At 36.4% G+C, this 25,220-nt stretch carries 25 protein-coding genes and 1 other annotated feature; of the genes, 23 read left to right on the top strand and 2 right to left on the bottom strand.

The features are described 5' to 3' along the window. Positions 1-96: 96 nt before the first annotated feature. From GYV61_RS08390 to citX, 21 genes are all read left to right on the top strand, one after another. The gene (locus GYV61_RS08390; protein ID WP_174795476.1) at positions 97-741 is read left to right on the top strand and encodes an SLAP domain-containing protein; all 645 of its coding nucleotides are present in this window, start codon (positions 97-99) and stop codon (positions 739-741) included. A 52-nt stretch (positions 742-793) separates the two neighbouring features. After that, the gene (locus GYV61_RS08385) at positions 794-1,276 is read left to right on the top strand and encodes a nitroreductase family protein (RefSeq protein ID WP_174795475.1); all 483 of its coding nucleotides are present in this window, start codon (positions 794-796) and stop codon (positions 1,274-1,276) included. Between the two features lie 169 nt (positions 1,277-1,445). Continuing rightward, positions 1,446-2,441 carry a dihydroxyacetone kinase subunit DhaK gene (gene dhaK, locus GYV61_RS08380; protein WP_174795474.1) on the top strand — a complete coding sequence of 332 codons (996 nt, stop codon included), beginning with the start codon at positions 1,446-1,448 and terminating at the stop codon, positions 2,439-2,441. Positions 2,442-2,455: 14 nt separating this feature from the next. Beyond that, on the top strand, positions 2,456-3,040 hold the full coding sequence (gene dhaL / locus GYV61_RS08375; protein ID WP_110446154.1) for a dihydroxyacetone kinase subunit DhaL: 585 nt from the start codon (positions 2,456-2,458) through the stop codon (positions 3,038-3,040). Continuing rightward, positions 3,037-3,408, top strand: a complete 372-nt coding sequence (dhaM, locus tag GYV61_RS08370; protein ID WP_174795473.1) for a dihydroxyacetone kinase phosphoryl donor subunit DhaM — start codon at positions 3,037-3,039, stop codon at positions 3,406-3,408. Before dhaL ends, dhaM begins: the two co-directional genes overlap by 4 nt. Before the next feature lie 258 nt (positions 3,409-3,666). Continuing rightward, positions 3,667-4,386, top strand: a complete 720-nt coding sequence (locus GYV61_RS08365) for an MIP/aquaporin family protein (RefSeq protein ID WP_110446153.1) — start codon at positions 3,667-3,669, stop codon at positions 4,384-4,386. A 352-nt stretch (positions 4,387-4,738) separates the two neighbouring features. Continuing rightward, positions 4,739-5,695, top strand: a complete 957-nt coding sequence (locus GYV61_RS08360) for a glycosylasparaginase (RefSeq protein ID WP_174795472.1) — start codon at positions 4,739-4,741, stop codon at positions 5,693-5,695. A gap of 27 nt (positions 5,696-5,722) precedes the next feature. After that, positions 5,723-6,361 (top strand): copper homeostasis protein CutC, encoded by a 639-nt coding sequence (locus tag GYV61_RS08355; protein WP_174795471.1) that lies wholly within the window; start codon positions 5,723-5,725, stop codon positions 6,359-6,361. 198 nt (positions 6,362-6,559) lie between these two features. Further along, positions 6,560-6,809, top strand: a binding site (T-box leader). A 92-nt stretch (positions 6,810-6,901) separates the two neighbouring features. Beyond that, a complete protein-coding gene (brnQ, locus tag GYV61_RS08350; protein WP_174795470.1) occupies positions 6,902-8,275 on the top strand; it encodes a branched-chain amino acid transport system II carrier protein in 1,374 nt (457 codons plus the stop codon). Positions 8,276-8,399: 124 nt separating this feature from the next. Further along, on the top strand, positions 8,400-10,427 hold the full coding sequence (locus GYV61_RS08345; RefSeq protein ID WP_238786770.1) for a copper-translocating P-type ATPase: 2,028 nt from the start codon (positions 8,400-8,402) through the stop codon (positions 10,425-10,427). 185 nt (positions 10,428-10,612) lie between these two features. Beyond that, positions 10,613-12,016, top strand: a complete 1,404-nt coding sequence (locus GYV61_RS08340) for a class II fumarate hydratase (protein WP_174795469.1) — start codon at positions 10,613-10,615, stop codon at positions 12,014-12,016. A 30-nt stretch (positions 12,017-12,046) separates the two neighbouring features. Next, complete coding sequence (locus tag GYV61_RS08335) at positions 12,047-13,441, top strand: flavocytochrome c (protein ID WP_174795468.1); 1,395 nt, start codon at positions 12,047-12,049, stop codon at positions 13,439-13,441. Positions 13,442-13,845: 404 nt separating this feature from the next. After that, the gene (locus GYV61_RS08330) at positions 13,846-14,775 is read left to right on the top strand and encodes an L-lactate dehydrogenase (protein ID WP_174795467.1); all 930 of its coding nucleotides are present in this window, start codon (positions 13,846-13,848) and stop codon (positions 14,773-14,775) included. Positions 14,776-14,795: 20 nt separating this feature from the next. Then, positions 14,796-15,506 (top strand): RraA family protein, encoded by a 711-nt coding sequence (locus GYV61_RS08325; protein WP_174795466.1) that lies wholly within the window; start codon positions 14,796-14,798, stop codon positions 15,504-15,506. Between the two features lie 5 nt (positions 15,507-15,511). Then, positions 15,512-16,978 carry a DASS family sodium-coupled anion symporter gene (locus GYV61_RS08320; RefSeq protein ID WP_174795465.1) on the top strand — a complete coding sequence of 489 codons (1,467 nt, stop codon included), beginning with the start codon at positions 15,512-15,514 and terminating at the stop codon, positions 16,976-16,978. Then, positions 16,979-17,773 (top strand): alpha/beta fold hydrolase, encoded by a 795-nt coding sequence (locus tag GYV61_RS08315; RefSeq protein ID WP_174795464.1) that lies wholly within the window; start codon positions 16,979-16,981, stop codon positions 17,771-17,773. A gap of 20 nt (positions 17,774-17,793) precedes the next feature. Further along, positions 17,794-18,849: a [citrate (pro-3S)-lyase] ligase gene (gene citC, locus GYV61_RS08310; RefSeq protein ID WP_174795463.1), complete on the top strand. Its 1,056-nt coding sequence runs from the start codon at positions 17,794-17,796 to the stop codon at positions 18,847-18,849. Further along, a complete protein-coding gene (citD, locus tag GYV61_RS08305) occupies positions 18,839-19,135 on the top strand; it encodes a citrate lyase acyl carrier protein (protein ID WP_174795462.1) in 297 nt (98 codons plus the stop codon). The genes citC and citD overlap by 11 nt, the downstream gene beginning before the upstream one ends. After that, positions 19,136-20,050 carry an aldolase/citrate lyase family protein gene (locus tag GYV61_RS08300; protein WP_174795461.1) on the top strand — a complete coding sequence of 305 codons (915 nt, stop codon included), beginning with the start codon at positions 19,136-19,138 and terminating at the stop codon, positions 20,048-20,050. It abuts the gene before it with no gap. Next, positions 20,040-21,578 (top strand): citrate lyase subunit alpha, encoded by a 1,539-nt coding sequence (citF, locus tag GYV61_RS08295; protein WP_143444014.1) that lies wholly within the window; start codon positions 20,040-20,042, stop codon positions 21,576-21,578. The genes GYV61_RS08300 and citF overlap by 11 nt, the downstream gene beginning before the upstream one ends. A gap of 89 nt (positions 21,579-21,667) precedes the next feature. After that, positions 21,668-22,225, top strand: a complete 558-nt coding sequence (citX, locus tag GYV61_RS08290; RefSeq protein WP_174795460.1) for a citrate lyase holo-[acyl-carrier protein] synthase — start codon at positions 21,668-21,670, stop codon at positions 22,223-22,225. Here the strand turns inward: citX and GYV61_RS08285 are convergent. After that, positions 22,222-23,166: a sugar-binding transcriptional regulator gene (locus GYV61_RS08285; RefSeq protein WP_046324900.1), complete on the bottom strand. Its 945-nt coding sequence runs from the start codon at positions 23,164-23,166 to the stop codon at positions 22,222-22,224. The genes citX and GYV61_RS08285 overlap by 4 nt on opposite strands. A gap of 132 nt (positions 23,167-23,298) precedes the next feature. Continuing rightward, a complete protein-coding gene (gene ybaK, locus GYV61_RS08280) occupies positions 23,299-23,799 on the bottom strand; it encodes a Cys-tRNA(Pro) deacylase (protein ID WP_046324899.1) in 501 nt (166 codons plus the stop codon). 63 nt (positions 23,800-23,862) lie between these two features. Between ybaK and prmA the strand changes: the two genes are divergently transcribed. Together prmA and GYV61_RS08270 are read left to right on the top strand one after the other, a co-directional pair. Further along, positions 23,863-24,819 (top strand): 50S ribosomal protein L11 methyltransferase, encoded by a 957-nt coding sequence (prmA, locus tag GYV61_RS08275; RefSeq protein ID WP_174795459.1) that lies wholly within the window; start codon positions 23,863-23,865, stop codon positions 24,817-24,819. A 31-nt stretch (positions 24,820-24,850) separates the two neighbouring features. Further along, positions 24,851-25,204, top strand: a complete 354-nt coding sequence (locus GYV61_RS08270) for a hypothetical protein (RefSeq protein WP_194240838.1) — start codon at positions 24,851-24,853, stop codon at positions 25,202-25,204. The last annotated feature ends 16 nt before the right edge of the window (positions 25,205-25,220 follow it).

Below are 25,220 nucleotides of genomic sequence, written 5' to 3'. Positions count from 1 at the left end.
TATAACTAAATTACTTATCTTAGATTTTGCCAAAGAAATTATTTATTCAAAGTAGTAGAATGTATATAAATAAAGTTTTAGCAAAGAGGTATTAACATGAAGAAAAAATTATTGCTAAGTTTAACTGGAATTGCTGCTTTAGTATTGGGGCTATCCGTTAGTAACCCAGTTGCAGCTGCAAGTTCGTCAATTCAAGGACAGAATCCTGCTACAGCTAAAGAAACAAATACTGCGACTCAAAGTGATAGCAATAAGGAACAAACTAGCCCAAACGAAACATCTGCTGCTGGCAATTCCTCCAAAAATACTAATAATTTAAATAAAGTTTTAAAGTATTTGCAAAAAAGTGTCATATTAAAAAAGCCGGCATATATTTATGATAATAAAGGCAAAAAGATAAAAAATAAAAAACTAAAAAAAGGAACAATTGTATATGTTTCCGGCCTTAATACTGCTAAAGGACACAGCTTTTTACAGCTAAGTACTAAAAGTAAGAAAAAACAATATATTAAACCGGGAAATGTTAAAATTCTTAAAATTAAAGTTTACAAGGTTAAGACAAATGCCAAAGTTTACGACAAAAAGGGTAGACTAGTGGTAATAGGAAATAAATATCCGTTTGTTAAAAAAGGAGTAAAAATTCCGGTCTATTATGTGAGGAAAATCAATGGCCAAAAATTTGCGGGAATTTCTAATACCCAATTTCTAAAATGGTCTGATTTAGTTCATAAAACTAATTAAAAATTGCTTTACAATGATGGTAGTTAAAGAATTTACAGAAAGAGGTACTAAAATGACTGATGCAGTTTTAAAAAGAGTAGCTATTAGGAAATATACGGCTGAAAAAGTCTCTGAAGACGACGTAAAAGCATTGATAGCAGCATTTCAAGCTTCGCCTTGTGGTATGCACCAAGCTGATGTGATGCAGATGACAGTGGTTGAAGACGAGAATTTGCTATCTGAAATTGAACAGGTAACAAGCAATGCTTGTTATAATGCCCCTCTACTCTTTATTATTAATGTCAAAAAAGGGAATGAATTTGGTGAAAGAGATGCTTCAGTTGCTGCAGAAAATTTGATGGTAGAGGCAGCAGCACTTAACCTAGGTTCGGTTTATCTAATGAACGCAGCAAGTGTCCTCAATTCTGCTGAAGACTTAGAACAGAAGTTGGAAGTTCCAGAAGATTTTGAAACTAGTGTCATTGTGGCCTGTGGCCATGCTGCAGAGCAGCCAGATGATGACAGATCGAATAGATATAAAGTTATTAGAAAATAACTGCTTTAAAAGACTTAATATTAAAGCTGTAGTCCAAATTTTAAATGATGTGGCTACAGTTTTTTTGACAAAGAAATTAAATTTATTAAAGCCAGAATGGTTTATGGCTATCTTACTTGATATAATAATTATGTAAGCGTTACATTTTTTTACTTAAGGAGCAAGTTTCATGAAAAAGATTATTAATGATCCAGCAAATGTTGTACCAGAAATGGTTGAAGGAATGGTCAGATCATATCCCCAATATATTGCCAGAGTTAAGGATACTGAAGCTGTTATGAGAGCAGATAAAGATTCTATGACTGGCAAAGTCGGTATTGTAAGTGGCGGAGGTTCAGGTCATGAACCTACTCATGCTGGTTTTGTGGGCAAAGGAATGCTTAGTGCAGCTGTTTGCGGACAAGTTTTTACTTCCCCAACACCAGATCAAATATATGAGGCTATTAAGGCGGTTAATCAAGGTCAGGGCGTTTTTTTAGTAATTAAAAATTATTCAGGCGATGTGATGAATTTTGATATGGCTAAAGATATGGCTGATATGGACGACATTAAGGTCAAGTCAATTGTGGTAGATGATGATATTGCCGTCGAAAATAGTACATTTACCCAAGGAAGACGAGGAGTAGCCGGAACTTTGTTCATGCACAAGATTTTAGGAGCAATGGCTCAAAATGGTGCCAGTCTAGACGAGATTGATGCGACAGCCAAAAAGGTATTGCCTAATATTAAAACAATCGCGGTTGCTTTGTCTGCTGCTACCAATCCTGAAACAGGTAAACCCGGTTTTGTTCTCAAAGATAATGAAATCGAATACGGTGTTGGTATTCACTCAGAGCCTGGATACCGGCGTGAACAGATTAAACCTGCTAAAGATTTAGTAACGGAATTAGTGGGCAAATTAAATGATGAAATGCATTTAGACCAAAATAAGAAATATGCTGTGTTGGTAAATGGTATGGGCGCTACACCTCTAATGGAACAGTACATTTTTAGTAATGATTTACTTAACAAACTAGCAGAGTTCAATGTCAAGCCAGCTTTCATGAAAGTGGGTAATTACATGACTTCGCTTGATATGGCAGGTATTTCACTCACAATATTTGAATTAGCTGATGACAAGTGGCTTGATTATCTCAATCAGCCAGTAGAAACAATCGCTTGGTAAAAGGAGAAGTTAATATGGGCTTAACAGTTAAAAATGTGATTGAATGGATGAATAATTTTTCTGCTAAAATTGAACAGAATAAGCAATTTTTAAGTGATCTGGATACTGCGATTGGCGATGGTGACCACGGTTTTAATATGAGCCGGGGTATGACAGCGGTTAGTCAAAAATTAAGTACTGAGCCCAAAACCATCACAGATGCTTTTAAGCAAATCGCTATGACTCTCATTTCTACAGTTGGTGGTGCCTCTGGTCCACTTTATGGAACTGCTTTCTTGGAAATGGCGAAGAAAAGCAGCACAAGTTCAGACATAGGAGACTTACTGGCTGCTGCATTGACAGGTATTAAAAAACGTGGTGGTGCTGAACCTGGTGATAAAACCATGGTTGATGTGTGGACCGCATTAGTTCCAGAAGTTAAAACCAATAAGCTAACACAGGAAAAAATCGCTTCAGCTGTAGAGGCAACTAAAGACTTAGTTGCCAAAAAAGGTCGTGCTTCATATTTAGGCGAAAGATCAAAAGGCCATGTTGATCCTGGATCGCAATCAAGTGGGTACCTTTTTGAGGCGTTACTTGAAACAGAAGGTATCTTATGAGTTTAGGCATTACTTTAGTATCCCATGTTCCAGAGATTGTAACCGGTTTGTCTGAGCTATTGGGACAGGTTGCAAAAGATGTGTCAATTACCACTGCGGGTGGAACTAACGCTGATGATATTGGCACCAGTATGGACAAAATTTTGCATGCTTTTTCTGAAAATAAAGCTGATGAAATATTGGCATTTTATGATTTAGGTAGTGCCAAAATGAATCTTGAACTAGCAACGGAAATGACTTCTAAAAAGATTCATCTATATGATGTAGCCTTTATCGAAGGGGCTTATACTGCTGCTACTTTAATTGAGGCGAGGGTCGAGTTAACGGAGATAGAAGGACAGCTTAAGCCCCTAGCCCTAAAGAAATAGAATAAATACCAGATTTATATTGAATAAAAATAACATTAAGCGTATCTTAACTTAATTTTAGACGAAAAATTCAGAAACTCTTTTAAATCTTATGTTATAAAATAACAACAAATTGAGATTTTTTGGAAAGATAGTTTTATTTAAAGAAAGGGTTTACATAAATACAATTTTATAATATATTGAATCTGGGAGTAATTTACTACTAAACATTATTTTGGGTTTCAAAGGAAGTCCAATAATCGAAGTAGGAGATTAAAAATGAATAATAGCTTAACAATGCAAGTAGTGGGAGAGTTCCTCGGAACTATTATCTTGGTATTGCTTGGAGATGGCGTTTGTGCCGGTGTCAATTTGAATAAGTCGAAGTCAAAGGGCAGTGGCTGGATCGTTATTTCTTTTGGCTGGGGCTTTGCCGTGACATTTGGTGTGTTCTGTGTTAGCTGGCTTTGTCCAGGTCACTTTAATCCGGCAGTGTCACTAGGTATGGCAATTGCCAATAAGTTGCCATGGTCTTCCGTTCTGCCATATATGCTGGCACAGACAGCTGGAGGCTTTATTGGTGGTATCTTGGTATGGCTAACCTATTTTCCTCACTGGCAAGAAACAACTGATCAAGATGGTATTTTAGGGTCGTTTGCTACGACACCAGCTATAAGAAATTACGGTTGGAATTTCTTTACTGAGACGATTGCTACCTTTGTTTTGGTATTTGGCTTGTTGGGATTGACCAATACAAAATTAGCTCCAGGATTTAATCCATTGTTAGCTGGATTTTTGATTACAGCGATTTGTTTGTCTTTAGGAGGACCGACTGGAATCGCGATTAATCCAGCCCGTGATTTGGGACCTAGACTGGCTCACCAATTTATGCCGATTGCCAATAAAGGTGGTTCAGATTGGGCTTATAGCTGGGTTCCAATCTTTGGCCCACTTCTTGGCGGAGTAATTGCTGCATTATTATTCAATGTTATTGTATAAAAAAGCATAAGCTTTTGATAACACCTTCAAATTTGTAAAGTTTGGGGGTGTTTTTTGTATCTAATCCATTTTCCTTATCCGGTCTGATTTTATTAAAGAATAAGTTTTCTAGCTTAAAACAATTCAAATTAAAATTGCAGAGCTTGAACGCTCATGTACTAAATATTTTTTATTGCTTTATTAAGCTTAATCTTCTAGCATTATTTAAATTCATTTTTATAAAAAATTGTTTATCAGCAACGATTCTCACTAGATCAGGCTATATTCTACTGAAAATTGTGTTAGGTGCTTGTTTTTTGCTGCTTTAGTTTAGTATTATTAGCATTAAATTGAATTAAAAAAGGCGGTTTAAATGAATAATTGGGCTGTAATATCAACTTGGAGTATGTCGTATGACGGATTGGTGAAAGCGGCAGACCTGTTGAAAAAGGATAAAAGTGCTGGGGATGCTGTTGAAAATTTGCTAAGAAAAGTCGAATCATATCCCCTTTATAAATCCGTGGGATATGGCGGACTTCCTAACGAAGACGGAGTTGTTCAAATGGATGCTGCATTCATGGACGGTGACACCTTGGCACAAGGTTGTGTAGCTGCAATTGAGAACGTAAAACATGCTGTTTCAGTTGCTCGAAGACTAAGCTTAAATAAGACCAACAGCTTTTTAGTCGGAGAAGGAGCGACTAAATATGCAATGCAGAATGGCTTTGAAATGACTAATATGTTGACTGAAAGGGCCAAAACTATCTGGCAGAACAAGGTAAAACAGCAACTTCAATCAGACCTGCATCCTTATGATGGTCATGATACCGTAGGAGCAATAACTCTCGATCGAAATGGTTCGCTGGCAGCTGCTACATCAACTTCTGGCTTATTTATGAAAAAAAATGGTAGAATCGGCGATTCACCTCTGTCCGGATCTGGATTTTATGCGGATAGTCACATTGGAGCTGCGACTGCAACTGGCCTAGGAGAAGACATCATGAAGGGCTGCCTTTCATACGAAATAGTCCGTAAAATGGCAGAAGGAAAGTCTCCCCAAGAAGCCTGTGATGCTACAGTTTATCCGTTTTGTAATGATTTAAAGAAGCGTTATGGTCAAGTAGGCGAAATTTCCCTCATTGCCTTGAATAAAAAAGGCGAGTGGGGTGTAGCTACTAACGTGGAGTTTCCTTTTTGTATTGCTGCTAAAAAGCAAGAACCTCAGATATTAATGGCAAATCCGGGGCTGCACAATAACACCAAAATTGAACCAATTTCTCAAACCTGGTTAGATGACTATCAAAAGAAAATTAACGCTCCTGTAAAGTAATCATTGCTAAGAAGAAAGTGAAGTTAAATGTTAAAAGAAGCATGTGTAGAAAATTTTGCTAAAGTTCCTTATGTGATTAATAAAGGTGCTGACAGAATTGAACTAAATAATAATTTAACATTAGGTGGCACCACGCCTTCTTATGGAGTTATCAAAAAAGCAGTTACTTATGCCTTTAATTTTCACATACCAGTTATTGTGATGATTAGGCCAAGGGGTGGAAATTTTTGTTATTGTGAAAGTGAAATTGAAATAATGGCCAGTGATTTAGAAATAGCAGCTAAATTAGGTGCTCAAGGAGTGGCTTTTGGCTGTTTAACCTCCCAAAATCATTTGGATAAAGCAAAAATGGAGCGTCTTATATTTCTAGCCAGATCTTTAGATATTGATGTTGTTATGCACATGGCTTTTGACGCAATACCTTTAACTGAGCAAGAAGATGAACTAAACTGGTTAGCGAATAAAGGTGTCAAGAGAATTTTGACACATGGCGGAGAGTTATCAACTCCTGTTTTAAATACCATTTCTCATCTAAAAGAAATTATTAACTGGGCAAACGGCAAGATAGAAATATTACCAGGTGGTGGCATTACCGCCAAAAATAGCACTTTAATTGCTGAAAGATTGCAGGTAGACCAGTTACATGGTACAAAAATTGTTGAATGAAATTAATTTTTAACATAGGTCAAAGTCTGATTACTGAGAAATATTTGCACATCAAAATATACAGCCACTTTAAGCAATAAGACATTAGTTTTATTTGTCTACAGCAGCTGGATAAGAAAATTTAGGTAGTGCTTTTATTATTTTGACTAAAATATAGTTGACAGGAAATAAGTCATTGATTAAAATATCTTTAATATTGATAAAGCGATGAAAAGATAAGTAAGTTTGCAAGTAACGTTTTAGAGAGTCCTGTTGCTGAAAAGGGACCGTGATGGTAAGCTGAAAGTAACTTTGAGCTATATGGTGAAAGTTAGTAGCTATTATTGGGTACACCCATTAACGTGTTAGCGTATCGCAGTATGCCGTACGTGAAGTGACTGTGTTTTTGTCATCTTTAATGATAATTATTGCAGTAATATAGGTGGTACCGTGCTTAAGCACCCTTGATTTTCAAATCAAGGGTGCTTTTTTATTACCTAAATAAATTCATCAAGGCCCTTTATCTATATTAAGTGTTTATATTTTTCAGGAGGAACTGTAATGGAAGAAATCGAAAGAGATGTTAATACCAAGCCTTTATCTTGGAAACAATATTTAGTAGTTGCATCATTGCTATTCGGTCTATTTTTTGGTGCCGGTAATTTAATTTTTCCACTTCATTTAGGCCAGCTTGCAGGAGCAAATTGGGGAATGGCCACTTTTGGCTTTTTAGTAACGGCTGTGCTTTTGCCACTATTAGCCGTTTTAGCTATTAGTGCTAGTCATGCTAAGGGGGTTTACGATATTGGCAAACCTTTGGGAAATAGTTTTGCTCTCGCGTTTATGGTTTTAATCCATTTGACCTTAGGACCATTATTTGCCACACCGCGGACCGCGAGTATTTCCTTTTCAGTTGGCTTGCAGCCGGTATTGCCGAAATCAGCTACTAAGCTGGCACTTTTAATATTCTCGGCAATATTCTTCATTTTGGCTTTTATTATTTCTTATAAGCAATCTACGATTTTGACCAGTATCGGCAAAATTTTAAATCCTTTGTTTTTATTGCTGTTATTTTCAATTTTTTTATTAGCTGCTATTTCTCCAATGGGTGCTGCCAAAAATCAAAATGTTACTGCGGCTTATCAAAGTGCACCTTTCTTTAATGGTTTTTTGGAAGGGTACAACACTATGGATGCACTGGCTGGATTGGCTTTTGGCTACACAATAGTTTCAGCCGTACGCCAACTTGGAAAAACTTCGGCGAAAAGTAACGCAAAAGTGACTGCCAGAGCCGGTGTGATTGCCACAAGTGCAATTGGTGTCATTTACGTTGGTTTAATTTGGGTTGGAGCAACGACATTAAATCAATTTAAAATTTCTGCTGAAGGCGGTACTGTCTTTAACCAAATAGTGACTTATTATCTGGGTGACTTTGGTCATGCGCTACTTGCTACGTTAGTTACACTAACCTGTTTAACTACAGCTGTCGGTTTGATTGCCGCTTTCGCGCAAGACTTTCACCGCAGTTTTAGTAAAATTAGTTACCATGGCTGGCTGACAATTATGACTATTGTTTCCTTCATTACTGCTAATTTTGGTTTGGACAAAATTATTTCCTGGTCAACACCAATGTTAATGTTTTTATATCCAATAGCTATGGTATTGATTATATTGTCGATTTCTGGTTCTTTATTTGACCATGATCCAGTTGTTTACTTCTGGAGTATCGTCTTTACTTTTATTCCAGCCATTTTGGATATGATTGCGTCTTTTCCTGCGCTAGTTAGCAAACAAGCATGGGCACTACAATTAAGAGCATTCCAATTACAATTTCTTCCTTTTGCTGACATAGGTATGGACTGGGTTATTCCGGCAGTTATTGGATTAGCAATCGGTTTTATTGTTCACTTTTATCATAAGCAAAGAACTAATTAATTGTGTAAATATTGTTCGATTTCTCAAGCGCATCTTTTGACAACAACTGTTTATAAAAGTAGATTAAAGAAAAAGCAATTTTGTTAATGTAAAGGTAGGATTGAGTATTTTGGATAATATGAACATGAATCATAGTAAAAATATGAATCATTCAATGGACGCCAACTCTTCGATGAAAATGGGTAGTCATGACATGATGATGCATGGCGGTCATATGATGCATATGGGTAATTTGAAAAGAAAGTTTTGGCTTTCATTAATATTATCTTTGCCAATTATCTTTTTGTCCCCTGCAATGGGAGTCCATTTGCCATTTCAATTTTCTTTTCCAGGTTCTGAATGGGTTGTAGCCATTTTTGCCACAATTCTTTACTTCTATGGCGGTGAGCCCTTCTTGTCAGGTGCATTTTATGAAATAAAAGCAAAAAAGCCCGAAATGATGACTTTGATTTCTTTAGGCATCACTACTGCTTATATTTATAGTATTTATGCTTTCGTTGAAAACAATTTACTAAACAGCAAAGTTCATGTAATGGATTTCTTTTGGGAATTGGCAACTTTAATTTTAATTATGCTTTTAGGACATTGGATTGAAATGATGTCCGTGATGAATGCGAATAGCTCAGTTCATGATTTAGCAAAACTTCTGCCAGATAAAGTTCACGTTCAAAATAATGGCCGAACAGAAGATGTGGCAATTAATGCTGTCCAAAAAAATGCTGTCATCTTAGTCAAAGCCGGTGAAAGTATTCCTCTTGATGGTGTGGTATTAAACGGTTCAAGTCAAGTAAATGAATCACTTGTGACTGGAGAATCCAGTGCAGTTACGCGCAAAGAAAATGACAAGGTAATTGGTGGCTCAATAAATGGCTCTGGTACTTTAACTGTCAAAGTTACTAGCTCCGCAAATTCAGGTTTCTTGGCCAATGTTAATAAGTTAGTGCAATCTTCTCAAATGAATAAATCACGGCTGCAAAACTTAGCCGATCGGGTTTCCAGCTGGTTATTTTATGCTGCTCTTATTTTTGGTATTATTGCTTTAATCGTTTGGACTAGCTTACGCGGAATTTCTGGTGGTCTTGAACGGATGGTAACTGTATTAGTTATTGCTTGTCCTCATGCACTCGGTTTGGCTATTCCTTTAGTAAATGCTAAGAGTACCTCAATCGGTGCTAAAAATGGCTTATTGATCAGAAATCGCAACGTGATCAGCGTCAGCTCTAAAATTAATTATTTGCTTTTAGATAAAACTGGCACTCTGACGGAAGGCAAGTTTCAAGTGCGCAAATGTGACAGCTTGAATAAGTCGTACAGTGCAGATGAAGTAATTAAACTGATCGCTTCACTTGAACAAGATTCTAATCACCCGATTGCGCAAAGCATTTTACAGTTTGCTAAGGAAAAAAATATTGAGCTCTATCCATTGTCAAATAGTAAGACTTTGGATGGTAAAGGTGTTTCTGGAACTTTAAATGGAAAGGAATATCAACTTGTAAATGAAAAAGCTGCTAGAAGTTTGGTGAGTCATTTCCCGGAAATTGATGCTTTAAACTACACTTCCAGCTATTTAGTTGCAGGAAATGAACTTTTAGGTTATGTAGCAGTTGGTGATGAAATAAAGAAAAATGCAGCAGCTTTGATTAAGCAAATTAAAGATCTTAACATTACACCGGTGATGCTAACCGGCGATAATGAAAAAGTTGCTCAGAGTATTGCGCAGAAACTAAAAATTTCCGAGATTCACTCAGGCTTAATGCCAGCTGACAAACAAAAAATTGTCGCGCAACTTCAGGAAAAAGGAAACAAAGTCATGATGGTGGGAGACGGCATCAATGATGCTCCTAGCTTAGCTAAAGCTGATATTGGTGTAGCTATTGGTGCAGGAACTGATGTTGCTGTGGACTCAGCTGATGTTGTTTTAGTGAACAGTGAACCACTTGATATTATCAGTTTCCTCAACCTTGCTCAGCATACTCAAAGAAAAACCATCGAAAACTTATGGTGGGGAGCAGGCTACAATATCATAGCTTTACCACTGGCAGCGGGTATACTTGCACCATGGGGAATTTTACTTTCCCCAGCAGTCGGTGCGATTTTAATGTCTTTGTCAACAGTTATCGTAGCTATTAATGCTGAAACACTAAAAATATAAATAACTAGTTAAGGCACTCAATAAGAGTGCTTTTTTGCTAAAATAAAATAAATTTTAAAATTTTAAAATGATACCCCTTTTATTTTAAAATATTGAAAATAATACTAAAAACCTGTATTATAAGTGCAAGAGAATATTACTGCTTTAATAGCTTAAATACTAACATTTGAAAAAGGAGATTTAGTATGAGTAAAGAAGAATACCGTGTTGAAAGTGATACAATTGGTCCTGTTAAAATTCCTAAAAATGCACTGTGGGGTCCTCAAACTGAAAGGAGTCGTAACAATTTTCCCAGTGGCGAATTAATGCCACTTGCAATTATTCGTGCTTTTTTACATTTAAAAAAAGCTGCAGCCGAATCAAATGTAGAAGTTGGCGCTGAACCAGCAGAAAAAGGACAAGCTATTGAGGAAGCGATTGATCAACTATTAAAATTAGATGATCATGAATTGCGTCAAGATTTTCCGTTACACGTATTACAAACCGGTTCTGGTACTCAGAGCAATATGAATGTTAACGAAGTAGTAGCAAATTTAGCTAACAAGATGCATCCCAATTTGAATATTTTGCCTAATGATGACGTTAACAGAGGACAATCTTCAAACGATACTTATCCCACAGCAATGAACATTGTGGCAGTGGAAGCTTTAGATAAACTTGAACCGGCTGTGCAACACTTAATTGACGAACTCAAAATTAAGCAGGACAAGTATTGGAAAACCGTCAAAGTTGGCCGTACTCACCTGCAAGATGCTACTCCGATAACTTTCGGTCAAGAGGTTTCTGGCTATATTTCAGCTTTAAAACATGATTTATCTTATATCAAAGAGCTTAAGCCAACATTATATGAACTGGCAATTGGTGGTACTGCTGTTGGGACAGGCCTTAATGCTGCACCAGGAATGACTGTCAAAATTGCTGACAAACTATCTCAAGTTTATGGCCATGATTTTAAAGTTAATACCAATAAATTTTGGGGTTTAGCTCATCATTCTGGCATAGATGTTGTCCATGGTGCTTTAAAAACTTTGGCTGCCGACATGTTTAAGATAGCCCAAGATATAAGATTCCTGGCATCAGGTCCAAGAGCAGGCTATCATGAACTTAATATTCCGGCTAATGAACCGGGTTCTTCGATTATGCCGGGCAAAGTTAATCCGACACAAGCTGAGGCCGTGACTATGGCAGCTGCAAAGGTTTTTGGCAATGATACAACTATCACTTTTGCTTGTTCTCAAGGTAATTTTGAAATGAATGTCTATAAAACTGTCATGATCACAGCTTTTCTGGATTCTTGTGACATATTAACCGGTACCATTAACGGTTTTGCTGATAAAATGATTGCCGGCTTAACGGTAAACGCTGCAAAAATGGACGATTTACTTGCAAGTTCTTTGATGACAGTGACGGCTTTGTCACCTCATATTGGCTATCATGCAGCTGCTAAGATTGCACAGACTGCAGATAAAGAAGGAACAACGCTTAAAGAAGCAGCCCTTAAAAGTGGCAAATTAACTGAAAAGGAATATGATGAATGGATGGATTACATGGAGATGACCAATATCTCTCAGACTAATCCTGAAAAATAAATCTTTTAAATTTCTGTAGAGGAGAAATCAATGGGTAAATTTGTTTTTACGCCTAATAAGGCTTCTGAAATACAAGAAAGTTACGACGCAATTATAATCGGTGCAGGTGGTGCAGGCTTAACTGCAGCAATTCAGGCTCATGAATTAGGATTGAAGGTTGCTATCTTTGAAAAGAATTCTGATTTAGGTGGGAACACAAACAGAGCTTCTTCTGGAATGAATGCTTCTGAAAGTCTTGTTCAAATAAAACAGGGAATTATAGACGATAAAGAAGACTTTTACCGTGAAACTCTTAAAGGTGGAGGAATGATGAATGATCGTGAACTTCTACGCTACTTTGTCGATCATTCTGCTCTTGCAATAGATTGGCTAATGGATCACGGTATAGAGCTAACTAATTTAACTATTACTGGTGGGATGAGCAAGAAGAGAGCTCACCGTCCAGCTTCAATGGCCCCAGTCGGCAATTATTTGGTTACCGGTGCTTTAAAGCAAATCCAAGAAGATAAAATACCAGTTTTTAATAATGCAAAAGTAACTAAGCTTTTACAAGATTATAAACAACAAGTAACAGGTGTCCAAATTGTTACTCCAAAAGGAGAAGTAAAAGTAAGTGCAAACGCTGTGCTATTGGCTTCAGGTGGCTTTGGCTCGTCTAAAGAATTAATTAAAAAATATCGTCCTGACCTGGTAAATTATCAGACTACCAATCAGCCTGGTGCTACTGGCGATGGTTTAAAACTTGCTAGTCAAATTGATGCACAACTAGAGCAAATGGACTTTATTCAAGTGCACCCAACTGCACAAACTGATACTGATCACGTCTACTTGATCGGAGAAGGCTTAAGAGGAGAAGGAGCTATTCTCGTTAACAAATCTGGTAAAAGATTCGTCAACGAGTTAAGTACACGTAAAATTGTTTCTGACGCCATTAGCAACTTAAATGAGAACGGTGCTTTTTTGGTGTTCGATCAAGTTATTAGAAACAACTTTATTGCTGTTGAATTTTATGATCACGTAGGATTGGTTAGTCACGGAGAAACAATTTCTGATCTAGCTCAAAATATTGGTGTCACAGCTTCGAACTTGAATGAAACTATTACTAATTGGAATGAGTCTGTCACCAATAAAACAGATAAAGAATTTGGCAGAACAACAGGAATGGAGCATCAAATTGCGCAGGGACCATTCTTTGCAATTCATATTAACCCGGCTATCCACTATACTATGGGCGGTATCCATATCAATCCCAAAACCGAAGTTTATGATACAGACGGTAACATTATTAAAGGCCTCTATGCTGCGGGAGAAGTTTCAGGTGGATTACACGGAAATAACCGAATTGGTGGCAACTCGATTGCTGAAACTGTCATTTTTGGTAGGCAAGCAGGAATACAAATGAGCAAGTTTGTCAAAAACCAATAACTATAATTTAACTAAATTGGCGCTTAAAAAAAGTGTCAGCCGTTGATGATATTGTTAGGTATTTTGTCAGATTCCACGCTTTGTAAGCTGGCGTTTTGCCAATGATTTGTCTACTGTTTTTTTTATTTTACATAAGCAAAATTATGTTTAGCAATTTTCAAGCTCTTTGTCGTCTAGCAGCGACGAAGGGCTTTTTTATTTTAGGTTTTTAGGTAAACGGGTATGCCAAAAATACTAATTTTTACCTTATTAACAAACTGAATTTTAAATATGTAAGACTGTTTTTATTTTTAAAAAATTAAAAAATAAATTATTTATTTTAAATATTGCAAATAACAGAAATAAAATTTATAATGTGGATGTAAAGGATTACATTTTTAAAAAATTCGAAAGGAAATGACTTAATGAATAAGAAAGTATTATTGGTTGGAGACGGAGCTGTAGGTTCAACTTTTGCAAATGACTTGTTGCAACATACTAGTGTTGACGAGCTGGTAATCTGTGATGTGGTCAAGAATCGTCCGGTGGGAGATTCAATGGATTTGGAAGATATACTGCCTTTTACAGGCGAGTGTAATATTCATTCTGGTGAATACTCTGATGCAAAAGATGCTGCTGTGGTGGTAATTACAGCAGGTGTTCCCCGCAAGCCAGGAGAAAGTCGGCTTGATCTTGTGAATAAAAATGTTAGCATCTTGAAAAGTATCATTCAACCAGTAGTCGAATCGGGCTTTGATGGTATTTTCTTAGTTTCTGCTAATCCAGTTGATATATTGACAACTTTAACCCAAAAACTATCTGGCTTTCCGAAAAACAAAGTAATTGGGACAGGTACATCACTAGATACTGCTCGTTTAAAGGTTGATTTAGCCAGAAGATTAAATGTTCCGGTGGCTGGGGTTAATTCCATGGTTTTAGGTGAACACGGTGATACTTCATTTGAAAACTTTGATGAGTCAACTGTGGGCGGTAAGCCACTAACAGAATTTGCTCATATTGATGATAATATTTTGAACCAAGTTGAACTGAATATTCGTCAAAAAGGTGGAAAAATAATTGAAAATAAAGGTGCAACTTTTTATGGCATTGCGATGATGTTAACGCAAATTGTTACCGCAATATTGACTAACCGTTCAATTGCTTTGCCTTTATCTGCACCAATTAATGGTGAGTATGGCATTAAAAGCGAACTTTATTTAGGCACACCTGCAGTAGTTGACGGGTCTGGAATCAGCCAGGTGATTGAGACTGAACTTTCAGAGTCTGAAAAGGCAAAAATGGTGGATTCGGCTACCAAAATGCAAGAAGTACTAAATAATATTGCTTTAGATTAATTAAAAAGAAGGCATGAATAATGCAGGTTGGTAAGAGAATTTTTTTACAAAGAAAGCTTCCCGCAAAAGAAGTAGTTTCTGCATATAAAAAGCTGCCCTCATCAAATGTGGCTGACTGTATGAATAGAACAGGTGCAATGTCGCCCAGAATCAGGCTGATGTCGCACCCACATGAAGAAATGTGTGGTCCAGCTTTTACAGCTCATAATCGCCCAGGTGATAATTTAACTATTTATGCAGCTTTAAAATATTGCCAAGAGGGTGATGTGGTGGTCATCGATAATGAAAATGATAATACCAGGGCAGTTATTGGTGAAGTAATGATGACATGGCTGCGGGATCAAAGACATGTAGCTGGTGTAGTAGTTGATGGGCCAATAAGAGACATTGATAGTTTAAGCAACTGGGATTTGCCTATTTATGCTGTAAGTACCACTCCAGATGGCCCTTATAAAGAAGGACCAGGAGAAATTAATGTACCGGTTTCTTGTGGTAACGTAAGTGTTAACCCAGGTGACGTCATTTTAGGCGACGCTGACGGTGTTATCAAAATTGCTCTGGAAGAAGCAACTGAATTGTTGCCGATTGTTCAGAATTTTCATGAAAAGGATGAGGCAAAAGCAGCTAGTTTTCATGACGGTTCAGGAAATATAGATTGGCTTGATGATGAATTAAAGAATAAGAATTATAAAATTATCGACGATTTTTATCGCCCGGAAAATTATAGGTAATTACTATGAAAACACTTGAAAAAGTTAATTATAAGGGCTTTGTTTTACCTTTAGTGATTGGCATTATCCTGTGGGGCATCACACCTCTGCGTCCAGCTGGCTTGTCTGCTTCCGCATGGGAGATGTTTGCCATTTTTGTAGCAACTATTGTTGGCTGTATTACAAAGCCTTTGCCAATAGGTGGCACTACTTTGATTGGACTGATAGTCACAGTTTTAGTTGGTTTGGCTCCAATCAAAGATGTTGTAGATCCCAAAACTGGTAAAGTAACTTCTGGTATTCTCAGCGCCTTTAGTAATTCTGCTTCTTGGCTAATTGCTATGGCTTTTATCATGGCATATGGTATTAGCAAAACCGGTTTAGGTAATCGAATAGCGTATTGGATGATTGAGAAATTTGGTAAAAAGTCCATTGGTATTGGCTATGCTATTACCGGTTTGGAATTAGTTTTAGGAGCTTTAATACCATCAAATAGTGCACGTACAGGTGGTGTAGTTTGGCCGGTGACAGAATCAATCTCTAAAGATTATGATTCTGATCCTAATGATCCTTCAAGAAAGAAAATCGGAGCTTATCTTAGTTTTACAGCCTTCCATGCCAACATTCTGTCAACTGCTCTGTTTATTACAGGTGCTGCTCCTAATATGGTTGCTTCTCAAATGGCGGCACAGAAAAATTATAATATGACCTGGATCAGCTGGTTTACAGCTGCGATAGTTCCTGTTCTAGTTGCAACTATTATTATTCCAGTTGTGATTTATAAGATTTTTCCTCCAGAAATTAAAGAAACTCCCAATGCTAAAAAATGGGCCAGTGACCGTTTAGCAAAAATGGGACCAGTGACAAAGCCTGAAATGATTATGTCAATAGTATTTTTGCTAGCTATAATTTTATGGGTTTTATCCGGAATCTTCAAAATTCCTCAGTTAGATTCTACTTTTGTGGCCTTTTTGGCTGTCGGCTTGTTGCTGCTAACCGGGGTTTTAACTATGAAAGATGCTTTAAACCAAACTGGAGCTTGGAATATTCTAATTTGGCTGTCAATTTTAATATTTATGGCAAGTAAACTTATTTCTTTTGGTTTCATTGACTGGTTCTCCAAGACTATTCAGACTAGTCTTCGCGGTATAAGCTGGCAAATAGTATTAGCCGTTTTAGTGATCTTGATGTTTTACACCCACTACTTCTTTGCAAGTGGTACTGCACATATGACAGCATTATACCTGCCATTCTTATCTGTTCCTGTTGCTACAGGAGCTCCATTAGGATTATCAGCTATGCTCTTGGCGTTTACCGGAGCAATTAATGCTTCAACCACTCACTATGCTAACGGACCGGCTTCTATATTAGCTACAACTGGATACATTAAGCAGAGTGAATGGTGGAAATATAACTTTATTTTAGGAATTCTCTATTTACTGATTTTCGGCGTAATAGGCACTTTATGGATGAAAGTTATTGGAATTTGGTAAATGCTTAAGGCAAACAATTTTATAACTAATGATGGTATTCGAATAACTTATTACGATACATTAAAAAGTGGTCAGCCTATTTTAGCGGTTCCTGGCATAGGTAGTTCTGCAACATTATGGCAAGAAGCTGTAAGGCTTTTTACAGAGGATTACCGCTTTATCATAATTGATCCACGAAATCAGGGACGTTCTCAAAGAACATTTAAGGGACAACGTATTAGTCGTCATGCAGCTGATTTAGCTGAGCTCATTAGCAGATTAGATTTAAACAATATTATTGCTATTGGTAATTCTATGGGAGCCGCAAACATTTGGGCTTATGTTTCACTATTTGGCTCCCAGAGATTGCAGGCAATTGTTGACTTAGATCAACCTCCAAAAATGATTCAAGACAGCACTTGGCACTATGGGTTTAAAGATTTAACTTGGAAAAATTATCCGGATTATTTAAAGGCAGATCTGGGCAATGGTATTTATGCTCATATCAATGATGAGATGTTTAAAAAGGCCAAAATTGAAGCCCAAAAATATCCGTATAATGCTGAAGAAAATTATCTTTGTCGAATAGATCATGCTGAGCAGGATTGGCGGGACGTTTTAGTTAGCTTAAAAGTTCCTATGCTCGTTTTAGCAGGACAAAATTCACCCTTTTTTGATTATCATTTTGCCTATGCTACAAGAGAATTGAATCCTAAAATTGACACAGGAATAATAGCAAATTGTGGTCACTTAATTCAGGCGGAACAGCCTCTGAAAATGTATAAAGAAATCATGAAATTTTTGCAAGAATTTTAGCTAAAGTGAGAACCAAATAAATGGATAAAACAATAGAGCTCAATTTAAATTTTCCAGACACAAAAACAAGATGGGAAAATTTCTTAATTAATCAGGGAATTACAGATTTCAGTTCCCGCGAAGTTGACGTTCTTGATCATACTATTGGTTTAATAGATGAAGATGGCCATTTGGTTGGCACTGGTAGTATTGCGGGCAAAGTTCTTAAATACATAGCAGTGTCAAATGATGAAGCTGTTCCCGGGGCACGCTTTAATCAAATAGTGTCGGCTCTGCAAGAATACCTTTTTGGTCAGAAAATTTATCATTCATTCGTATTCACCAAGGCAAAATATTCGTCTAGTTTCGGCCATTTGGGCTTTAATGAGTTGGCTCATACTGTTACTGCGGCTTTTTTAGAAAGTGGAACACCAAGTATTCAAGACTTTTTAGCCAAGATGCCTAGAATTAAAAACCAAAATCAAAAAGAAGTTGCGTCAATTGTAATGAATGCTAATCCATTTACTTTGGGCCACCAAAAGTTAGTAAAACTAGCAAGTAGTGAAAATGATTTGGTGTATGTTTTTGTAGTGGCTACAGATGCTTCTTTATTTAAAACAGCTGAAAGAATGGATTTAGTAAAAAAAGGAACTGCCAACTTTAAAAACGTGGTGGTAGTCAGTGGTGGGGATTACCAAGTTTCACGCTCGACATTTCCAGCTTATTTTTTAAAGTCACCTGATGAACTAATTACAACACAAACGGCGATTGACGCTTTAATTTTTAAAAATATTATTGCACCCGAATTGACAATTAAGAAACGATATCTGGGTACTGAGCCATTTTCAAGGACAACTAATTTCTATAATCAAAGTTTACAAAAAATACTTAGTCCCACTATTGAGGTTAAAATTGTGCAACGCTTTCGTGATAACGAGAAAATAATTACGGCAACTAGTGTGCGCCAATTGATCAAAAATAGTGATTTGAAAGATATTTCCACTCTAGTTCCACCAACTACAATGAATTTTATAAATGAAAATTATCAAATTTTACAAGAAAGAATAAAGAAAGGAATGAACATTGATGGAAATTAAAACTGTTGGAGTAGCAGGAACATTAGAATCTTCAGATATTCAGATAATGATTTCTGCTGGTCAAAATGGAATTGAAGTTGATCTGGATTCAGAGGTAGCTAAATCATACGGTGATCAGATCAAAAAGGTAATAACTGAAACCCTAAATAAATTTGGTATTACTAACGCAAAAGTTAAGGCTACAGACAAAGGAGCTCTTGATTGCGTAATTGCTGCAAGAACATTAGCAGCTGCACAAAGAGCAACTGAAACTACTGATCAGCCGAGATTGGAGGTATTGCAATAAATGACTTATGTTAAAAATCGTTTGCGTCGCACAATGATGTTTGTACCAGGTAATAATCCTGCAATGGTTAAAGACGCTGGCATTTATGGAGCTGACTCTATTATGCTGGATTTAGAAGATGCAGTTTCGTTAACTGAAAAAGACGCAGCCAGAATGTTAGTATTTAATGCTATTAAAACAGTTGATTTTGGTGGCGCTGAAATAGTCGTTAGAATTAACGGTCAAGACACTCCTTTTTATGACGAAGACGTAAAGGCAATGGTGCGCGCTGGAGTAGATGTTATTCGCCTGCCTAAAACTGAATCGGCCGCTATGATTAAAAAATTAGTAGCGGATATAGAAAATGCTGAAGAACGATATGGAGTGCAAAAGGGCTCAATTGGTGTTATGGCAGCGATTGAGAGTGCAAAAGGTGTTCTTAATGCTCCTGAAATTGCAACAGCTACACCATTAATGATGGGCTTAGCCGTTTCTGGTGAAGACTATACTGCTGATATGCACACACACCGTTATCCGGATGGACGTGAGTTAGAATTTGCCCGCAACATGGTATTGCAAGCTGCTAGAGCAGCCGATGTTTATGCTTTCGATACTGTGTTTTCTAATATGAATGATACAGAAGGATTTTACCGCGAAACCAAATATATCTATGAACTAGGTTATGATGGTAAGTCTTTAGTTAATCCAAGACAAATACCTATGGTTAACAAGGTATTTAACCCTACCAAGGAAGAAATTGAAAATGCTCTTTCTGTCCAAAATGCTATCCAAGAAGCAAAGGCAAAAGGCTCAGGCGTTATCTCAATGAACGGTAAAATGGTCGACAAACCGGTTGTTGAGAAGGCTAACCGTGTTATTGCAACAGCTAAAGCATCGAATTTAATTGATAAGGAGGGTAATTACATTGGAGAATAAAGTAAAACGCAATTTGCCTGATGATTTGATGACAAAAATGAATCTTAAACCATTTGCATCTGTGGAAATAGGTAACCCTGAAGTGAAAAGAGTGGCCCCTAAGGTGCAAGTTACTACGGGAGAATCAAAAGTGGTTGATTCTTTAGCAGATGTTATTAAGAAAACTTTAAAAGATGGTATGACTATTTCTTTCCACCATCATTTTAGAAATGGTGATTTTGCTTTTAATAAAGTAATGAATCTAATTATTAAAATGGGTTATCAAAACTTAACATTAGCTCCATCTTCCTTAACCGGTGTTATGAATGACACGGTGATTGAAGCAATAAAAAAGGGTGTTATCACAAATATTACTTCATCAGGAATGAGGGGCAGCTTGGGAGATTTTGTTTCCCATGGTGGTTTGAAAAACCCAGTGATTTTCCGTTCTCATGGCAATAGAGCTCGTTCTATTGAAGAAGGAGAAATCAAAATTGACGTGGCATTTTTAGGTGTTCCAAATGCTGACCTAGCTGGTAATGCCAATGGTCAAGAAGGGGACGCAGTTTTTGGATCTCTGGGCTATGCTTTGATTGATGCACAATATGCTGATAAAGTAGTTTTGCTGACTGACAATATAGTTGATTATCCAAATACGCCTGCCTCAATTAAACAAACTCAAGTCGATTATGTTGTGAAGGTTGATCAAATTGGTGATGCTGATAAGATTGGTTCAGGAGCGACTCGTTTTACCAAAGATCCTAAAGAACTGAAAATTGCACAAACTGTTAATAAGGTGATAACAAATTCACCATATTATAAACAAGGATTTTCTTTCCAAACTGGATCAGGTGGTGCTGCATTGGCAGTAACCAGATACTTAAGAGAATCTATGTTAAAGGATGGGATTAAGGCATCATTCGCGCTAGGCGGTATAACAAAGCCTACGACTGATCTCCTTGAAGAAGGCCTGGTCAAGAAAATTATGGATGTTCAGGACTTTGACAAGGGTGCTGCAGCTTCAATGGCTCAGAATAAAGACCAACAGGAAATTGATGCCTCCTGGTATGCTGATCCTCATAATAAGGGTGCCGTAGTAAATAACTTAGATGTGGCCATTCTCTCAGCTTTGCAAATCGATACCAATTTTAACGTTAACGTAATGACAGGTTCCGATGGCGTTATTCGTGGCGCTATTGGTGGTCACCAGGATGCTGCTGCAGCAAAAATGACTATTATCACCGCTCCGTTAGTACGTGGACGCAACGCTACAGTAGTCCCAGAGGTTGAAACAGTCGTTACACCAGGAGATTCAATTGATGTTTTAGTGACTGAAAGAGGAATTGCAATTAATCCTCGCCGTAAAGACTTAATAGCTGCCTTTGCTAAGGTTCCTGAACTCAATATTGTTGATATCAAAGAACTGCAAGAAATGGCACAAAAACAGGTTGGAACACCAAAGCCATTAGAATATACTGATCGTGTTGTTGCTTTAATTCAGTATCGGGATGGTACTATTATTGATACAATTAAGCAAGTAAAAGATTAACTAATTATTTTGCTAAAGTGTGAGAATGAGGGTAAGACTTGTTCTCACACTTTTTAGTTCTAATATAAAAAGAGAAAGAAGATGATAAAATGGTAAAAACAATATTTGCTGAAGGAGAACCACAGAGTATTACAGAGGTATTAGCTAATAAGGATGAAAGGGTAGAGTTGCAACAAACAATATTTCACAAGTTTCCTGAATGTACGCTGCTGGATGTTAAATTAAACATTCCCGGCCCTATTAAAAACAATCGCTATTTAAAAGAAATTTTTGCTTCAGGTATTCTAAATTTAGAAGAAATTTTGCAAAATAGCCAGTTACATTTTACTTTGTATGAACATTGGGAGAGAGCAGCAGGTTCAGAAAACTTTTATCTCGTTAATGCTGATTATCGTTTAGTTAAAAAAAGGGCAGTTGAATTTGAAAATAAACAAAAAATTAATCGGCTATTTGATGCCGATGTATTAATTAAAAAGCAAAAACAGGCAATATCCCGCAAAGATCTGGACTTGCCTGTTCGCAAATGCTTTTTATGTTCAAAACCCGCTAAAGAATGCGCTCGCTCAAGAACACATTCAGTGGCAGATCTGCAAAATTATATTACAAGCTTATATAATGAAGAGTTCTGTAAAAAATCCGCAAATTAAAGTGCCTCATTTTTGCGTAAAACTCTTTCAGCTATACCCGAAGTGGTAATTAAATGCGTTATTATGCCAGATCTAAGAGCCCCCAATAGTGCATCTTCCTTAAACCGGTTTTTAACAATTACAAACCGATCAGGAACTGCAAAAATGTCGGAAAGACTGATGCCAGATATATGAGGCTCAATTGGACTATAAAAACGACCTTTAATATCATAAGGTCTGCCAAAAATAATTCCTGCTAACTGATTTTTTTCAATTCCAGTAAACAGTTTATCAGCATAATAATCCATAAAAAATTGCCCTGATTCCAGTGATTGCATGGTACCAATACTTGCAAATACCAGATCAAGTTGTGAAAAATATTTTTCAATATATTGATAATAAGGTTCTTGCTGAATTTTTTTGACGAGTCTCGGATCAATTGCATAAAGAGGTGCGGGGAAGGTTAAACTTTTTGCATTAAATTTGTCAGCAGCATGTTGAATAAGCGGCTGCTTGCGTTTACTAGAATTTACCACTTGACCTAATAGTTGAATAAATGTCAGGTCAGCGCGAGTTTCGGCTGAAAAATCATCAATAATGTCTCTTAAAAGTGTCCCCCAAGTTAATCCCACGACGTGAGCAGAATTAATATAGTTTTGAATTTGTTTGGCGGCAAAATTGACAATCATTTCATTGTCTTGATTTTTAGTTTCTTTATCTTCTAAGATATAAACTTCTTTCAGATCGAAAAGTTTTTGAAACTCCCGTTCAAGATTTTGCGCTCTTTTGGGACTTTGATAAATACTAATTTTTACAATACCCTTGTCTTCCGCTTCGTCTATTGCTTTTGCAATAAGATAACGAGAAAGGTTGTATTTCTTAGAAATTTCAGCAATATTTAACTTACTTAAAAAATAGTCATGTGCAATATTTGCAATTTGCTCATCTGTTAACAATGTCATTTGGTTATTCCTATTCTTCATACTCTACATTTATTTTAATTATATTAGAAAAAGCGCTTTAATACTATAACCTAAACAACTTTTTAAAATAAAATATTTTTCAGAATATCAGAAAAATATATTTATTTTTTCTTACTCTAATAAATCGCAAAACTTCGCATGTGTAATTTTTTGCAAATCTTGTGGTTTTAAAAAGACGCTGCGGCCAATTTTACCACTTGAAACTGCTATCTCGCTTTCTTTAGACATGCTTTTATCAAGAAAAATAGGAAAATGATGTTTGAAATAAATACCAATAGGCGTGTTGGCACCGTGAGCATAACCTGTAGTTTTTTCCAAATCTTTTAAAGGTAGCATTTCACATTTTTTGTTCCCAGAATTTTGCGCTAGTTTTTTCATGCTTAAATGTTCTGTTACTGGTACAACCCCTACCAGAACTTTAGTGTTATTTCCAGAACAAACGAGAGTTTTATAGACCAAATGTTCCTTCTCGTTTAAAATGGATGTATCCATTTGTGCTACGCCACCTGAATCCTCGTGGGTGGCGAATTCTGCTTGACGATATGGAATCTTGTTCTTGTCTAAAATTTTTTCGACAAGTGTTTTTTCAATATTATTTTTCTTTTTTGACATATTGATCACCCTTTTCATGATAGCATTACAAAAAGGGAAAATAAAAAGGAAGTTTAAAAAACAATGAAATTATTGATTATTAAAATTGAAACCAGTCACGAAGTTGAAGATGCTTTAAACATATTTAGTAATGATGTCTTGCATTGTTTGGGTACTGAGACCCGAAAACGGTCTGACTTTGAACATGCTGGCTGGAAATCTGACTCAACAATGATTAAGCTTGATGAAATAAATGATTTACCAGAAGATTTACAGTTTTTAGCTTATTTTGATAGTGATCAAGATAAAGAAAAATTGATTGAAGAATACAAGCAAAAGTTATCTGAATTAAAAAGCTATGGTTTAAAAATAGGTAAAGCAGAAATAAGTACATCCTACATTAAAGATGAGGACTGGAATACTGTTTGGCAAAAGTTTTATCATCCAATTGATTTTTCCCGCCATTTGGCAATAGTACCTGAATGGGAAGAATATCAGCCGGCTTTTAAAGATCAAAAGTTAATAAAATTAGATCCTGGTTTGGCTTTTGGCACTGGCTCGCATGAGACAACGCAGTTAGCCCTAATTGGACTTGAGCAAACGCTTATAAGACCCATAAAAGTTTGTGATGTTGGCACCGGTTCAGGAATCTTAGCTATTGCTTCCTCTTTTTTGGGAGCCAGTTCTGTTCTGGCAACTGATATTTCAGACGAAGCAATTACTGCTGCTAATGAAAATATTTCTTTGAACGATTTAACTAATATTAAACTTAAAAAAACCAGCTTATTAGACAATGTTCAGGGTAAATATGATATTATAGTTGCTAATATTTTAGCTGAAATACTCCTTGATTTGATTCCGCAGTTAAATAAGCATCTCTATGAGGGTGGACAAGTCATTTTTTCAGGAATAGATTGTTCTCAGGCTGCCAAAATAAAGAAAGCTTTAAGCGAAAATGGCTTCCAGGTTGTCCTATCAATGCAAAGTGGCCGCTGGATAGGATTAATTATTGAAAGAAAAGATAACAAAAATGAGTTATAATAGATAATTAAATTAGTAAGGGATTAGCAAGTTGATTGACAAAATAAAAAATATACCTGTAATTAAGAAGTTAAATAGTTATGAGGTGACACCAGTCATTTACTGGAGCGTTTTAGTCATGATCCTGCCGTTATTATTTAGTCTTTTTTCAATAGGGACTATTTGGCGTGTAAGTTTATTATTTATATTAGCTAACAGCTTTATCAGTTACCATGTTGGTAAACTAATTAAAAAACGCAATCTCAAACATTATTGGCTGTTATTAATGCCTGGGTGTTTTTGTTTAATCGTTTTAATTAAATATGCCAATTACAACTTTCTGTTTGGGTTAATCTACCTCATTTTAGAAATTTTTGGCGTAATGGATAATCAAATTTATGCATAGTATTAGAAGGGTCGAT

Origin of the sequence: Lactobacillus melliventris (assembly GCF_013346935.1) — a bacterium.
Classification (GTDB): Bacteria; Bacillota; Bacilli; order Lactobacillales; family Lactobacillaceae; genus Lactobacillus.
Note: the sequence above shows the minus strand (reverse complement) of the source record. Positions and strands in the feature narration are given on the sequence as shown.

Coding starts and splice junctions, on each gene's coding strand:
- dhaK (WP_174795474.1), top strand. CDS start 1,446: ATGAAAAAGATTATTAATGATCCAGCAAATGTTGTACCAGAAATGGTT.
- GYV61_RS08390 (WP_174795476.1), top strand. CDS start 97: ATGAAGAAAAAATTATTGCTAAGTTTAACTGGAATTGCTGCTTTAGTA.
- GYV61_RS08355 (WP_174795471.1), top strand. CDS start 5,723: ATGTTAAAAGAAGCATGTGTAGAAAATTTTGCTAAAGTTCCTTATGTG.
- prmA (WP_174795459.1), top strand. CDS start 23,863: ATGAAATTATTGATTATTAAAATTGAAACCAGTCACGAAGTTGAAGAT.
- GYV61_RS08345 (WP_238786770.1), top strand. CDS start 8,400: ATGAATCATAGTAAAAATATGAATCATTCAATGGACGCCAACTCTTCG.
- GYV61_RS08360 (WP_174795472.1), top strand. CDS start 4,739: ATGAATAATTGGGCTGTAATATCAACTTGGAGTATGTCGTATGACGGA.
- GYV61_RS08365 (WP_110446153.1), top strand. CDS start 3,667: ATGAATAATAGCTTAACAATGCAAGTAGTGGGAGAGTTCCTCGGAACT.
- GYV61_RS08320 (WP_174795465.1), top strand. CDS start 15,512: ATGAAAACACTTGAAAAAGTTAATTATAAGGGCTTTGTTTTACCTTTA.
- GYV61_RS08300 (WP_174795461.1), top strand. CDS start 19,136: ATGACTTATGTTAAAAATCGTTTGCGTCGCACAATGATGTTTGTACCA.
- dhaM (WP_174795473.1), top strand. CDS start 3,037: ATGAGTTTAGGCATTACTTTAGTATCCCATGTTCCAGAGATTGTAACC.
- GYV61_RS08285 (WP_046324900.1), bottom strand. CDS start 23,166: ATGACATTGTTAACAGATGAGCAAATTGCAAATATTGCACATGACTAT.
- GYV61_RS08325 (WP_174795466.1), top strand. CDS start 14,796: ATGCAGGTTGGTAAGAGAATTTTTTTACAAAGAAAGCTTCCCGCAAAA.
- GYV61_RS08385 (WP_174795475.1), top strand. CDS start 794: ATGACTGATGCAGTTTTAAAAAGAGTAGCTATTAGGAAATATACGGCT.
- citX (WP_174795460.1), top strand. CDS start 21,668: ATGGTAAAAACAATATTTGCTGAAGGAGAACCACAGAGTATTACAGAG.
- citD (WP_174795462.1), top strand. CDS start 18,839: ATGGAAATTAAAACTGTTGGAGTAGCAGGAACATTAGAATCTTCAGAT.
- GYV61_RS08330 (WP_174795467.1), top strand. CDS start 13,846: ATGAATAAGAAAGTATTATTGGTTGGAGACGGAGCTGTAGGTTCAACT.
- GYV61_RS08315 (WP_174795464.1), top strand. CDS start 16,979: ATGCTTAAGGCAAACAATTTTATAACTAATGATGGTATTCGAATAACT.
- brnQ (WP_174795470.1), top strand. CDS start 6,902: ATGGAAGAAATCGAAAGAGATGTTAATACCAAGCCTTTATCTTGGAAA.
- GYV61_RS08335 (WP_174795468.1), top strand. CDS start 12,047: ATGGGTAAATTTGTTTTTACGCCTAATAAGGCTTCTGAAATACAAGAA.
- GYV61_RS08340 (WP_174795469.1), top strand. CDS start 10,613: ATGAGTAAAGAAGAATACCGTGTTGAAAGTGATACAATTGGTCCTGTT.
- dhaL (WP_110446154.1), top strand. CDS start 2,456: ATGGGCTTAACAGTTAAAAATGTGATTGAATGGATGAATAATTTTTCT.
- ybaK (WP_046324899.1), bottom strand. CDS start 23,799: ATGTCAAAAAAGAAAAATAATATTGAAAAAACACTTGTCGAAAAAATT.
- citC (WP_174795463.1), top strand. CDS start 17,794: ATGGATAAAACAATAGAGCTCAATTTAAATTTTCCAGACACAAAAACA.